The sequence below is a fragment of the Pseudomonas sp. genome (assembly GCF_049301935.1).
GTDB lineage: Bacteria > Pseudomonadota > Gammaproteobacteria > Pseudomonadales > Pseudomonadaceae > Aquipseudomonas.
In genome coordinates this window covers 1-11,780 of the sequence record NZ_JBAQLP010000026.1, presented here as the reverse complement: position 1 = coordinate 11,780, position 11,780 = coordinate 1, and the positions used below count along the sequence as shown (strand labels likewise).

The 11,780-nt window shown below is 63.1% G+C and carries 12 protein-coding genes and 1 tRNA gene; 8 read left to right on the top strand and 5 right to left on the bottom strand.

The window, feature by feature from the left end:
• Positions 1-202 (bottom strand): OprD family outer membrane porin (locus tag WA145_RS03250; RefSeq protein ID WP_422580193.1); only part of this gene is annotated, 202 nt, incomplete at its 3' end.
• Positions 203-461: 259 nt separating this feature from the next.
• Here WA145_RS03250 and WA145_RS03245 point away from each other — a divergent pair.
• From WA145_RS03245 to WA145_RS03235, 3 genes are read left to right on the top strand one after another with little or no spacing between them, the layout of a single operon-like run.
• The gene (locus WA145_RS03245) at positions 462-1,616 is read left to right on the top strand and encodes a DUF5610 domain-containing protein (protein WP_422580192.1); all 1,155 of its coding nucleotides are present in this window, start codon (positions 462-464) and stop codon (positions 1,614-1,616) included.
• 50 nt (positions 1,617-1,666) lie between these two features.
• Entirely contained in the window at positions 1,667-1,909 is a 243-nt protein-coding gene (locus tag WA145_RS03240) for a glutaredoxin family protein (protein ID WP_422580191.1), read from the top strand.
• A gap of 49 nt (positions 1,910-1,958) precedes the next feature.
• A complete protein-coding gene (locus WA145_RS03235; RefSeq protein ID WP_422580190.1) occupies positions 1,959-2,843 on the top strand; it encodes a chemotaxis protein CheV in 885 nt (294 codons plus the stop codon).
• Positions 2,844-2,897: 54 nt separating this feature from the next.
• Here the strand turns inward: WA145_RS03235 and WA145_RS03230 are convergent.
• The 3 genes from WA145_RS03230 to mobA form a co-directional block, all read right to left on the bottom strand.
• Positions 2,898-2,974: transfer RNA gene (locus tag WA145_RS03230), tRNA-Pro, on the bottom strand.
• Positions 2,975-3,114: 140 nt separating this feature from the next.
• Positions 3,115-3,336, bottom strand: coding sequence for a YgdI/YgdR family lipoprotein (locus WA145_RS03225; protein ID WP_422580189.1), 222 nt, complete (start codon positions 3,334-3,336; stop codon positions 3,115-3,117).
• A gap of 76 nt (positions 3,337-3,412) precedes the next feature.
• A complete protein-coding gene (mobA, locus tag WA145_RS03220) occupies positions 3,413-3,994 on the bottom strand; it encodes a molybdenum cofactor guanylyltransferase MobA (RefSeq protein ID WP_422580188.1) in 582 nt (193 codons plus the stop codon).
• A gap of 67 nt (positions 3,995-4,061) precedes the next feature.
• Between mobA and moaB the strand changes: the two genes are divergently transcribed.
• On the top strand, positions 4,062-4,601 hold the full coding sequence (gene moaB / locus WA145_RS03215) for a molybdenum cofactor biosynthesis protein B (RefSeq protein ID WP_422580187.1): 540 nt from the start codon (positions 4,062-4,064) through the stop codon (positions 4,599-4,601).
• Positions 4,598-5,812, top strand: a complete 1,215-nt coding sequence (gene glp / locus WA145_RS03210; RefSeq protein WP_422580186.1) for a gephyrin-like molybdotransferase Glp — start codon at positions 4,598-4,600, stop codon at positions 5,810-5,812. The genes moaB and glp overlap by 4 nt, the downstream gene beginning before the upstream one ends.
• Before the next feature lie 63 nt (positions 5,813-5,875).
• Here glp and WA145_RS03205 read toward each other — a convergent pair whose 3' ends face one another.
• A complete protein-coding gene (locus tag WA145_RS03205; protein WP_422580185.1) occupies positions 5,876-6,898 on the bottom strand; it encodes an AraC family transcriptional regulator in 1,023 nt (340 codons plus the stop codon).
• A gap of 126 nt (positions 6,899-7,024) precedes the next feature.
• On the opposite strand from WA145_RS03205, the gene WA145_RS03200 reads away from it, so the two are divergent.
• From WA145_RS03200 to WA145_RS03190, 3 genes are all read left to right on the top strand, one after another.
• Complete coding sequence (locus WA145_RS03200) at positions 7,025-8,620, top strand: FAD-binding oxidoreductase (RefSeq protein WP_422580184.1); 1,596 nt, start codon at positions 7,025-7,027, stop codon at positions 8,618-8,620.
• 2 nt (positions 8,621-8,622) lie between these two features.
• Entirely contained in the window at positions 8,623-10,206 is a 1,584-nt protein-coding gene (locus WA145_RS03195; RefSeq protein WP_422580183.1) for an FAD-dependent oxidoreductase, read from the top strand.
• Between the two features lie 150 nt (positions 10,207-10,356).
• Positions 10,357-11,780 (top strand): FGGY-family carbohydrate kinase (locus WA145_RS03190; RefSeq protein WP_422580182.1); only part of this gene is annotated, 1,424 nt, incomplete at its 3' end.

Here is an 11,780-nt window from a genome sequence, read left to right as displayed (position 1 = left end):
GCAGAATAAAGCCTTGGGCCCATTCTTCACGCTTGGCTTGGGACGCACCGTCTTGACGGAAATCACGGTTGAAGTAGAAGTTGCGTGCTTCAAGGGTCGCTTTGCTGTCCTTGATAAACTCGGCATGGGCCAGCGATGGCAGGGTGAGGCAGGTACCCAGTGTGGCGAGTGCCACAGCGCGGGCAAGGGGAGATTGAATCATTATTGTTAGCTCCTCGTGTGTGCGGATCGGTTTGAGGCCGATTTGTTACAGCGAAGCGCAATAAAGCATGGACGTTGGTACTTGGCCTTTAGACTTTGGTATGCCCAGGTGCGGCCTGTTACGGCTCGGTGCGCAGCGTGTGTTATCGCAATCGCTCTAGAATGCCTAGCACGCCGCTGATCGGTTTATCCGCAGTCAGGCTAAAGTTTCATGCTGTATAGCCGTCAACTAGTCAGATACACCGCCTAGGTACTTTGCCATGAACCCTCTGGCTGCAAATTTATCCTCTGCATCACGTCCTACCTCCGCTACGACTCAGCCGGTTGTGCGCAATGCTGATGACGCCCAGGCGGTACTGGCCAATCGCTTGGCTGAACGCCTTGGACTTGAGCCCGGCGCGCTGGCGGGCAAGGCCAACGACTACACCCCGGAAAAAGTCGCCGGACGCATTCTTGGTTTTATCGAGCAGCGCCTGCAAAGCGAGCAAGCCGCTGGTGCCGATACCGGCAAACTGCAGAAGCTCCTCGGTCAGGCACGCAGCGGCGTGGAAAAAGGTTTTGCCGAAGCGCGCAAGATTCTCGACGGCATGGGCGTGCTGCAAGGCAAGGTGGCGAGCGATATCGACGACACCTACCAGAAGATCCAGGACGGTTTCAGCGACCTGGACAAGCGCTTTAATGCCGATACGGCAGTGGTTGAGGGTTCAGCCAATATCGCGGCCTACAGCGAGCGCTTTGCCGCTCAGGCGGAAACCTTCGAGATGTCGGTGACCACCCGTGATGGTGATCGCCTGCGTATTTCCATCGCCCAGGCCTCGGCCAACTGGTCGCAGAGTGGCGTTGTCGCCAGCAGCAACGGTAACGGCAGCTCGGTGGTTGCCAGTAGCCAAGCGGGCAGCCTGCAAATCGGCGCCTGGCAGGTCAGCGTCGAAGGCGAACTGGATGACGAAGAGCGCGCCGCACTGGAAAAACTCTTCGGCCAGGTGCAAGAGCTGTCCGACAAGTTCTATGCCGGCGATCTGTCCGGCGCCTTCGACCGTGCCATGGCCCTGGAAATGGATGGCGAGCAGTTGGCGTCGATGTCCCTGCGCCTAACCCAAGCCAGCGTGCGTCAGGCAACCGATGCCTACAGCGCGGTGGCGCAAGAGGGCGGTCAGGCAGCCAGTGCGGTCAATAGTTCGCTGATCGACTACGCCAAAGGCCTGCTCGAAGCACTGCGCAGCGCCAATCAGGTGGTTGAAGAAGGCACAGGCAAAACCAGCCTGCTGGAGCTGCTCAAAGGCGGCTTCTCGCTGGATGAGCGTTTCGACAGCGGTCGTCTGGACAAGGCCGAGCAACTCAACAGCCGTTTGCTCGATGGCCTGCAGAGCCTGCTCAACCCCGCCCTGGCCAGCAGCAAGTCCACCGACGCCTGAGTCAGGCGCAGTGCTAAACTGCATCTGCAGTGGTCAGTGGAGGTGCGCGGATGCTCCCGGAATGTCAGTTATTCGGTACGCTTGGCTGCCACCTTTGTGAGGTGGCTGAAGCCGTGCTGATGCCGTTTGTCGAGCACGGCCTGCTGGTCGAGTTGATTGATATCGCCGAGCAGGAACACTGGGTCGAGGACTATGCTCTGCGTATCCCGGTGCTGCGCCGCAGCGATACCGGGGCCGAGTTGAATTGGCCATTCGAAGCCGAACAGATTGTCGAATTCCTGCGTAGCGCCTGATGCTTGATGGGCGCGCGGCGGTCAATGATTGAGTGAAGGAAGAAGAACGATGAGTTTGGTGCTTGGAGACGCCTTGTCGCTGCTGTTGTTTCGTTTGCACAGTGGTCGCTTGCTGGGGATCAACCTGCTCAAGGTTCAGGAAATCATTCCGTGCCCGACGCTGACTAAACTGCCTAGTCGCCATCCCCATGTGCGTGGTGTGGCCACCTTGCGCGGTTCGGCGCTGACCGTGATCGATCTGGCCAAGGCCATCGGTGAGCGAGGGGTTCCCGACAACAATGACGGTTGCCTGATAGTCACCGAACTCAGCCGCTCGCGGCAGGGGCTGCATGTGCAAAGCGTCGAGCGCATTGTGCAGTGCTACACCCGTGATGTGCGCCCGCCCCCCCTAGGCTCCGGCAGCAAAGCCTTTATTACCGGGGTGACGCAGATCGACGGCAAGATCGTGCAGATTCTCGATATCGAAAAAGTGCTGCACGAACTCGCGCCCGCGATTATCGAGGAGCTGGATGAACAGCAGCTGTCAGAAAGTGAACGCAACCTGCTTAGAGGCCGACGCGTTCTGGTGGTGGATGACTCGCACGTCGCGTTGCACCAAACCATGATCACCCTGCGCAAGCTGGAGCTGGACTGTCAGATGGTACGCAGTGCTGCCGCCGCGCTCGAGTTACTGCAGGCGCAATGCGATGCCGGGCAGCCGATTGAGGTACTGGTGTCAGATATCGAAATGCCGGAAATGGACGGCTATGACCTGGTGCGCACGCTGCGCAAGAAAGTGGATATCGGCCAGATCTATGTGCTGCTGCACACCTCGCTCGACAGCACCATGAACACCGAAAAAGCCAAGGCAGTCGGCGCCAATGACGTGCTGACCAAGTTCTCCACCGTGGACCTGAGCAAGGCCTTGGTGCATGCGTTCGAGAGCTTGCAATAGCTTTGCTGACAAGCATAAAAAAGCCCGCGATTAAGCGGGCTTTTTTGTGGGGTTTGGTCGGAGAGACAGGATTCGAACCTGCGACCTTCTCGTCCCGAACGAGACGCGCTACCAAGCTGCGCTACACTCCGAATGCATCGAGATTTTACTGAGAAAGTTTTGCCGCACAAGCGCTCAGGGTTTAATTTTTTCTATCGGCCAAGTGCTTTGGATGTATCGCTCAGAGCCCAGGCGTCGGGCAAAAAGTACCTGGCAGCGCCTGGGCATCTTCTTAAAGCTCTTTCACGGTACGTACTTGATCCTTATTGACCTTGGCGCGTTTGCCATCGAGTTGTTCGAACTCGTAGAAGCCCGAATCCTCGTCAAAATTCGGCTCGTCGATGGTCTGAATTTCACGGCCATCATTGAGGGTGATGACGGTTGGGGACGCGCAACCTGTCAGCGCGGCCAGGCCCAAGGTAAGCAGCATTGCTGGAATAATCCGCTGAGTCATGGGTTTCTCCTTGATTGATAGAGGTTTTTACCCTGCTTGTGACGCAGCTTTGCCGGCCAAGTTCCTTTGTCGGTGTTTATCCGCGTGTCGCCAGCAAGTCCGGGGTGTTGAAGTTGGCCAGGCGAGGGTCACCAAGCGGGCACTCGACTGTCAATGGATCAAGGCTGCGCAACCAGCGCTGTGGGCTGCGTTCGCCAGCTTGCCAGGCCTTTTCCAGGTCGGCTTGCAGGGCGCGGGGAATAACGCTGAACAGCGGATCGAGAAACTCGCCTTGGCGCACCACGACTGCGCGCGTGCCTGCCCGGCTCAATAGAGCATCCAGCAGTGGTCTGTCGAGTTGCGGCGCATCGCACGGCAAGATCAATAGATTCGCCTGCCGCGCGATGCGCAGGCCGGCGCGAATGCCCGCCAGCGGGCCTTGGAAATCCTCATCATCATCGCTAACCAGGCGATCGGCGAAGGGCGCATAGCGCTCAGCGTTGCGGTTGCAGGAGATGATCAGGTCGTCGGTCAGCGGTCGCACCAACTCGTGCAGCCAGGCAATCAGCGGGCGCCCTTGCCAGTCGAGCAGGCCCTTGTCGGCGCCGCCCATGCGTTGCCCGCGACCGCCCGACAAGAGCAACACGGAGCAGCTGGGTAGGGCAGGGTTAGCGGGCATGCGGAGCCTCCGGGGATGGGCCTGTGATATAACGGCGGGCATTATCGCCCATAACTGGAAGCCTGCCATGAGCCACAAGGCCGACGCACCCTTTGTGCCCCTGAATATTGCCGTTCTCACCGTCAGTGACACCCGCAGCCTGGACACCGACACCTCCGGTCAGCTGTTTGTCGACCGCTTGCAGGCCGCCGGCCACCAGCTCGCCGCACGGGTGTTGCTCAAGGACGATCTGTACAAGATCCGCGCCCAAGTCGCCAGCTGGATTGCCGAAGATCAGGTGCAGGTGGTGCTGATCACCGGCGGCACCGGCTTCACCGGCCGTGACAGCACGCCGGAAGCCGTGGCCTGTTTGTTGGATAAGCAAGTGGATGGTTTCGGTGAGCTGTTCCGGCAGATTTCCGTGCCTGATATCGGCACCTCGACCATTCAATCCCGCGCCCTGGCGGGGCTATCGAACGGCACCCTGGTGTGCTGCCTGCCGGGCTCGACCAACGCCTGTCGCACCGCCTGGGATGGCATCCTCGGCGAGCAGCTGGATAACCGTCACCGCCCGTGCAATTTCGTCCCGCATCTCAAGTCGGTGGCTGCCTGCGAGAGCCGTGGATGAGCGGCTGTGACCAGCCTGGGTTGATGCCGGTCGAGGCCGCGCTGGCGCGTTTGTTGGCGCAGGCCGAGGCCAGCGCCATTGTCGAAACCGAGCGGGTCAGCCTGAGTGAGGCGGCCGGCCGGGTGCTGGCTGAACCGCTGCTGGCCGAGCTGGATCTGCCGCCCTGGGACAACAGCGCCATGGACGGCTACGCCTTGCGCCTGGCCGACTGGACGGGCGAGCCGCTAGTCGTCAGCCAGCGTATCCAGGCAGGCAGCGCTCCGCAGCCTTTGCAGCCTGGCACCTGCGCGCGGATCTTTACCGGTGCGCCTCTGCCGGCCGGTGCCGACACGGTGGAAATGCAGGAAAACGCCGTGCTCAGCGAGGATGGCCGCGTCGCCTTTGACCAGCCGTTGAAGCGGGGGCAGAACGTGCGTGCCCAGGGCCAGGAAACCCGTATCGGCGATAGCGTGCTGCCGGCGGGCACTCGTCTGGGGCCGATCGAACTGGGTCTGGCCGCGTCCCTGGGTTGCGCGGAATTGACGGTACGCCGGCGGCCGCGCGTGGCGGTGCTGTCCACTGGCGATGAGCTGGTCGAGCCGGGCCAGCCCCTAGGACCCGGGCAGATCTACAACAGTAACCGACAGTTGCTGATCGCCTGGTTAGAGCGCCTGGGCTGCGCGGTGGTGGACGGCGGCATCCTGCTCGATGACCTGGAGTTGACCCGGGCGGCGCTGGCGGCACTGAGCGACGTCGACCTGATTCTCTCCACCGGCGGCGTATCGGTGGGCGAGGCGGATTTTCTCGGCATGGCCCTGCGCGAAGAAGGTGAGCTGGCGCTGTGGAAACTGGCGATCAAACCGGGCAAACCACTGACCTGCGGGCAGTTTCGCGGCGTGCCGGTGATCGGCCTGCCGGGCAATCCGGCCTCGACCCTGGTGACCTTTGGCCTGCTGGCCAGGCCTTATTTGCTGCGCCGTCTGGGTGTGCCGCGGGTCGAGCCGTTGGGCTTTCCGATGCCGGCCGGTTTCGCTTGGAGTAAAGCTGGCAAGCGCCGCGAATACCTGCGTGCGCGCCTGGAAAACGGCCGGGTGGTGCCTTACCCGAACCAGAGTTCCGGGGTGCTGCGCAGCGCCGCCTGGGCTGAGGGCTTGGCCGAGGTGCTGGAAAACACCACCCTGGTCGAAGGCGACAGCCTGCTGTTTATCCCGCTCAGCGAAATCCTCTCGTAGGATGGGTTGAGCGCAGCGATACCCATGCGGCCCATGATGGGTTACGCCACTGCGTGGCCCATCCTACGGTCTGCGCCGACTTTCGCGAAACTCCCCCGGCGTCTGCCCGGTCCAGCTCTTGAAGCTGCGGTGGAAGGAGCGCGATTCGGTAAAACCCAGGTAGCTGGCGATATCCTGAATCGCCAGGTCGCTGCGCAGCAGGTAATGCTCGGCCAGCTCCTGGCGCAGCTCATCGAGAATCTGCTGGTAGCTGGTGCCGGCCAGTTGCAGATGACGCTGCAGGGTGCGCACCGTCAGATTGAATTTCTCCGCCACCCGTTCCTTGCGCGGCAAGCCGTCCTTGAGCAGCAGGCGCAGGGCGTTCTTCACCCGTTGCGGCAGCGGCTCATTGTCGTCCAGCCCGGCCATCAGGGTCAGGGCGTGTTCTTCCAGGGTGCGCAGCAGGTTGGCATCGGCCTGGCGCAGCGGCACCGCCAGGTATTCCAGCGGCACGATCAGCGCGTTGCAGTTCTGCTCGAAGCGGATCGGGCAGGCGAAGATGGCTTCGTACTCGCCGATCGCTACCCCTTGCGGCAGGGCATGCTCGAACCACACCTCCCGCGGCGAACTGTCCGAATCGGAGATCCAACGCGCATATAGCAGCCAGGAGGCCAGCACGTTTTCCACCATATGCCTGCGGATCGGTTCGGCCTGATGGCGGCAGGTCCAGATCAGGCGAACGTGGTCGTTGGCCGCTTCGACCCGGCTGACGCCCATATCGCCGACCAGTTTTTCATAGGGCACGATGCGGCTCATGGCCTCACCGAGGGTGGCGCAGTTCATGGTGATATAGCCCAGCACGCTCCAGGAGCCGGGCTGCACGAAACGCGCGCAATGCAGGCCGAACAGCGGGTCGCCGGATACGCGCAGCAGGTGGGCGAGCAGGCGCTCATGGGTTTCGCTGGGGATGCGCTTGCTGTTGTCGGTCAGCTCCTCGGCCTTGATGCCGGCTGCCGTCAGCGCCTGGTCGATATCCAGACCCAGCTGCTCGGCATGGCGCAGGTATTTGAGCAGGGCAGGAACAGAGGTGTAGCCGAGGTTTTCCATGATGTTGTTCTTATTTTGAATGTCTTGATTGGCGATAACGCCTGGCTCGATACGACAGTGACGCTTTTGCGCGGCCAGCTAGTATAGGCAGCCATCGAGGGTGACTGAAATATCCGGGAGATGCAGATGCGACGTTGGAACGGCTGGGGCGATGAAGCAACAGTGGTAGAACTGCCGGCCCATGGCGAGGCGTTTCTCGCCGAACTGGTCGGGCCGGGCCAGGTGCTGGCCGATGCCAGCCTGGAGCAGGTGCTGGCGCAGGTGCCGGCCTCGCGTCTGCAGGCCCATCCGCTGATCTGCCTGAATGCCGAAGACCGCGTGCGCCACGCCCGTGGCCAGAGCCTGCCGGATTGGCTGGCGATGCGCTCCGGCGATTTCGGCGTATTTCCCGACGGCGTGGCCTACCCGGAAAGCCCCGCGCAGATCCGCGAGCTGCTGGCCTGGGCCAGCCAGCAGGACCTGAGCGTGATTCCCTACGGTGGCGGCACTTCGGTGGCCGGGCATATCAACCCGCAGGCCGGCAGCAAGCCGGTGCTGACCCTGTCGCTGGCACGCATGGGCAAGCTGATCGAGATCGACCACGACAGCCTGATCGCCACCTTCGGCCCCGGCGCCAATGGCCCGCAGGTGGAAAGCCAGCTGCGCGCCCAGGGCTACACCCTCGGCCATTTTCCGCAGTCCTGGGAGCTGTCGACCCTCGGCGGCTGGGTCGCCAGCCGCTCCAGCGGCCAGCAGTCACTGCGTTACGGGCGCATCGAGCAGCTGTTTGCCGGCGGCAAGGTCGAGACCTTTGCCGGTACCCTGGAAATTCCGACCTTTCCGGCTTCCGCCGCCGGCCCCGATCTGCGCGAAATCCTCATGGGCTCGGAAGGGCGCTTCGGCATCATTTCCGAGGTCAAGGTGCGCATCACTCGCCTGGCCGATCAGGAAAATTTCTATGCGGTGTTCCTGCCCAACTGGCAGCAGGCGCTGAGCGCCATTCGCAGCCTGGCCCAGGCGCGGGTGCCGCTGTCGATGCTGCGCCTGTCCAATGCCATCGAAACCAAGACCCAGCTGGCCCTGGCCGGCCATCCGCAGCAGATCGCCTGGCTGGAGAAATACCTGGCCCTGCGCGGTGCCCGTGATGGCAAGTGCATGCTGACCTTCGGCGTGACCGGCAGCCGCACGCAGAACGCCGCGTCCTTGAAGCAGGCGAAGAAGCTGCTGAAAAGCTTTGGCGGCGTGTTTACCGGCACCCTGCTGGGCAAGAAGTGGGCAGAAAACCGTTTCCGTTTCCCCTACCTGCGCCATGGCCTGTGGGCGGCCGGTTATGCGGTGGACACCCTGGAAACCGCCACCGACTGGAGCAATGTCGACAGCCTGCTGAACAAGGTCGAGACCAGCCTGCGCAACGGCCTGAGCGAGGAGGGCGAGCAGGTGCATGTGTTTACCCACCTGTCCCACGTCTACAACCAAGGCTCGAGTATCTACACCACCTACGTGTTCCGCCCGGGCGCGAGCTACGCCGAGGCCATGGCGCGCTGGCAGAAGCTCAAGCACGCCGCCAGCCTGACCATCACCGAGAACCGCGGCACCATCAGCCATCAACACGGCGTCGGGCGCGATCACGCACCTTACCTGCCGGTGGAGAAGGGCGAGCTGGGCATGGCCACGCTCAAGGTATTGGCGGGGCATTTCGACCCCGAGCAGCGCCTGGCTCCTGGCGTGTTGCTGCAGGATTGATGATGACGCAGTGGAACGCCGCCTGGCGTGAACAGGCCCTGCCCGAACTGGCCGCCCGTGACTGGGACCTGATAGTCGTCGGCGGCGGTATCAGCGGTGCCGGTATCCTGCGTGAGGCGGCGCGGCGCGGCTGGAAGTGCCTGCTGCTGGAGCAGCGCGATTTCGCCTGGGGCACCTCCAGTCGCTCCTCGAAGATGGTCCATGGTGGCCTGCGTTATATCGCCAAGGGCCAGCTGGCGCTGACCCGCGATTCGGTGCGCGAGCGCCAGCGCCTGCTGCAGGAAGCGCCGGGGTTGGTCGATCCCTTGAGTTTTCTTATGGCCCATTACCGGGGTAGCTTTCCCGGCCCTCGGGTTTTCAGCGGGCTGCTGGCGCTGTACGACGCCCTGGCCGGCAAGCGCAATCATCTGTTCTACCCGCTGCAACAGCTGCGTTATCTGGCGCCTGGCCTGAAGGAAGACGGGCTGCTCGGCGGCACGCGGTTTTTCGATGCGGTGACCGATGACGCACGCCTGGTGCAGCGGGTGCTGGGTGAGGCCCGTGCCGAAGGCGCTGAAGCGCTGAATGGCATGCGCGTGGTCGAGCTGCTGCGCGAGGGTGGGCGGGTCACTGGCTTGCTCGCCGAGGATAGCGAGACTGGCCTGCGCTACGGCTTCAAAACCCGCGCCGTGGCCCAGGCCACTGGGGCCTGGGCCGATCAGCTGCGGCGCAAAACCGGCCTGGAACATATCCGCCCGCTGCGCGGCAGCCATCTGTTGCTGCCCGCCTGGCGTCTGCCGGTGGCCCATGCCTTTAGCTTTATGCACGCCGCCGACAAGCGCCCGGTATTTGTCTTCCCCTGGGAAGGCGCGACCGTGATCGGCACCACCGATCTGGATCACCCGGCGCCACTGGCCGAGGAAGCGCGAATTAGCCCGGATGAGGTGACTTATCTGTTGGATGCCTGTGCTCAACAGTTTCCGGCTGCCGGCATTCAGGCGGCGGATGTGCTGTCGAGCTGGGCCGGGGTGCGCCCGGTGGTTAGCGATGGCGCGCCGGGGCGCAAGCCTTCGGATGAAAAGCGCGAGCATGCCATCTGGGTCGAGCCCGGCTGCGTGACCCTGGCCGGCGGCAAACTGACAACCTTCCGCCTGTTGGCGCTGGAAGTGCTGCAGGCCTGCGCGCCGATGCTCGGCCGTAGTGTGGCTGATCATGGCGCGCCGACCTTCGCCTCGCTGCCCAGCCAACCAATGCCACAGCTAAGCCCCGCCCAGCAGAAGCGCCTGCTCGGCCGTTATGGCCGGGCGCTGCCGCAGCTGTTGGTGCTGGTCGAGCAGCTTGGCCATGAACAGGTGGCGGGCACCGATACCCTCTGGGCCGAACTGGCCTGGGCCGCCGAGCAGGAGCTGGTGCTGCATCTGGATGACCTGCTGCTGCGCCGCACCCGCCTGGGCCTGCTGCTGGCGCACGGCGCGGCTGCCGAGCTGCCGCGTATCCGTGCGCTGTGCCAGGCCCGCCTGGGTTGGGATGACGCGCGCTGGCAGCAGGAAGAAGGGCAATACCTGGCGTTGTGGCAGCAGTGCTACAGCTTGCCGGCATCGAAATGATGGGTATCGCCTTGCTCCACCCATCCTACAAAGCCAGCGTTCGACCGTAGGATGGGTGGAGCGTAGCGATACCCATCAGCCAGTAGCCCGGATGCAATCCGGGAGCGACCATCCCGGATTGCATCCGGCTACAACAAGAAGGACGGCGTCTTGAGCGAGAAAAGTTACCTGCTGGCCATCGACAACGGCACCCAGAGCATTCGGGCGCTGCTGTTCGATCTTCAGGGCAACCTGCTCGGCAAGGGTAAGGTTGCGCTTGAGGCCTATTACTCCACGCAGCCCGGCTGGGCCGAGCAGGATCCCGAGTATTACTGGGCCAGCCTGGGCCAGGCCTGCGCGCAACTATGGCAGCAGGTGGATATCGACCGCAGTCTGATCAAAGGCGTTTCCTTGACCACTCAGCGCGGCAGCCTGATCAATGTTGACGCCCAGGGCCAGCCGCTGCGCCCGGCCATGCTCTGGCTCGATCAGCGCCAGGCCCGGGTCGAAGGGCGAATCAGCGGCCCCTGGGGCTGGTTATTCAAACTGGCGGGTTTGCAGGCTACGGTGGATCATTTCCGCGCCCAGGCCGAGGTCAACTGGATCGCGCAGAACCAGCCAGATATCTGGGCCAGGACGCACAAGGTGCTGCTGCTCTCGGGCTTTCTTACCCATCGGCTGTGCGGCCAGTTTGTCGATTCCCTGACCAGTTGCGTGGCCTACCTGCCGTTCGACTACAAGCGCCTGCAGTGGGCCAAGGACAGCGACTGGAAATGGCAGGCCATGCCGGTGCGCCGCGAGCAGCTGTCGGAGTTGCGTAAACCGGGCGAATTGCTCGGCCATATCACGGCGGCTGCCAGCCGCCATACCGGCATTCCCGAAGGCCTGCCGCTGATTGCCGCCGGTGCCGACAAGGCCTGCGAGGTGCTCGGTGCCGGCGGCGTGGAGCCGACGACGGCTTGCCTGTCCTATGGCACCACGGCGACCATCAACACCACGCGCAGCCAGTACCTGGAAACCATCCCGCTGATTCCACCGTACCCCTCGGCGATTCCCGATCACTTCAACACCGAGGTGATGATCTATCGCGGTTTCTGGATGGTTAGCTGGTTCAAGCAGGAATTTGGCCTGGGTGAGATGCAGCGGGCCAAGGCGCTGGGCGTCGAGCCCGAGGCGCTGTTCGATGAGTTGGTCAACAGCGTGCCGGCCGGCTCCATGGGGCTGATGCTGCAACCCTACTGGTCGCCGGGCATCCGCGAGCCGGGGCTGGAGGCCAAGGGTTCGATCATCGGTTTTGGCGACGTGCACACCCGTGCGCATATCTACCGCGCGATTCTCGAGGGGCTGGCCTATGCCCTGCGTCAGGGCAAGGAGCAGATCGAGAAACGTTCCGGCACGCGCATTACCCGCCTGCGCGTTTCCGGCGGCGGCTCGCAGAGCGATGCGGCGATGCAGCTGACCGCCGATATCTTCGGCCTGCCTGCCGAACGCCCGCATCTGTATGAAACCAGCGGCCTGGGCGCGGCGATCAACTGTGCGGTGGGCTTGGGACTGCACCCCGATTACCCGACAGCGATCCAAGCCATGACTCGGGT